Origin of the sequence: Vibrio sp. YT-17 (assembly GCF_033337375.1) — a bacterium.
Classification (GTDB): domain Bacteria; phylum Pseudomonadota; class Gammaproteobacteria; order Enterobacterales; family Vibrionaceae; genus Vibrio; species Vibrio alginolyticus.
The window spans coordinates 1-1,009 of record NZ_JAWOQP010000225.1 but is presented as its reverse complement, the minus strand read 5'-3'; the positions used below and the strand labels follow the sequence as shown (position 1 = coordinate 1,009).

Below are 1,009 nucleotides of genomic sequence, written 5' to 3'. Positions count from 1 at the left end.
AGTTGCCTGTGTTTTGATTAATATTATGACTATTTTAACAAGAATCATGGGGAGAAAGCGAAATTCTTGTTATTCTATTGCGTATTGAATACAAGATGTGAAAGACAATGGATATTAAACAGCAGGTTGCTGAGCAACGTACCGAGCTAGAGCAAGCCGTGGCACGAGCACTGGAGCTCGCGTCGGCGAAGTCGGATGCAGCAGAAGTCGCAATTACTAAAAGCACAGGTTTGAGTGTTTCCACTCGAATGGGTGATGTAGAAAATGTCGAGTTCAACAGTGATGGTGCGCTTGGCATTACCGTTTACCGAGGCCAACGTAAGGGCAGCGCTTCCACATCTGATTTGAGTGAAGCGGCGATTGAACAGACAGTGAATGCCGCGCTTGATATCGCTCATTACACATCTGAAGACCCGTTCGCAGGCCCAGCGCCGAAAGAATTTATGGTGAAAGAGGTGCCAGATCTTGACCTTTTCCACCCAGACTCTCCAGACCCAGACTACGCAGCACAAGTGGCGATTGCCGCTGAGAAAGAAGCGCTAAGCTACAGCGATGCAATCAAGCAAAGTGACGGTGCAAGCTACGATAGCCACTACGGCGTCAAAGTGTACGGAAACAGCCATGGTTTGTTAGCAAGCTACGCGTCTAGCCGCCATAGTACAAGCTGCTGCGTTATTGGCGTAGGCAAAAATGGCGAAATGGAACGTGACTACAGCTATACCGTTGCCCGCCATCGTGATGATTTGTGGACGCCAGAAACCGTCGGCCGCAAAGCGGCGGAAAATACTGTAAGCCGACTGGATGCTCAACGATTGAAAACGAGCCAATACCCAATTATGTTTGCGGCAGATGTGGCAACTGGCTTGATTGGTCACCTAGTGATGGCGATCAGCGGTGGTAACCTGTACCGAAAATCTTCTTTCTTACTGGATCATTTGGGTAAACAAGTCTTGCCTGAATGGTTCAATATTTCAGAGCGTCCGCATGTATTGCGCGGTTTGGCTTCCAG

At 48.7% G+C, this 1,009-nt stretch carries 1 protein-coding gene; it reads left to right on the top strand.

Annotated elements, in window-relative coordinates; all coding sequences use genetic code 11:
• Positions 1 to 107: 107 nt before the first annotated feature.
• On the top strand, positions 108 to 1,009 hold a 902-nt coding region (gene pmbA, locus R7F67_RS25105), incomplete at its 3' end, for a metalloprotease PmbA (protein ID WP_318057570.1).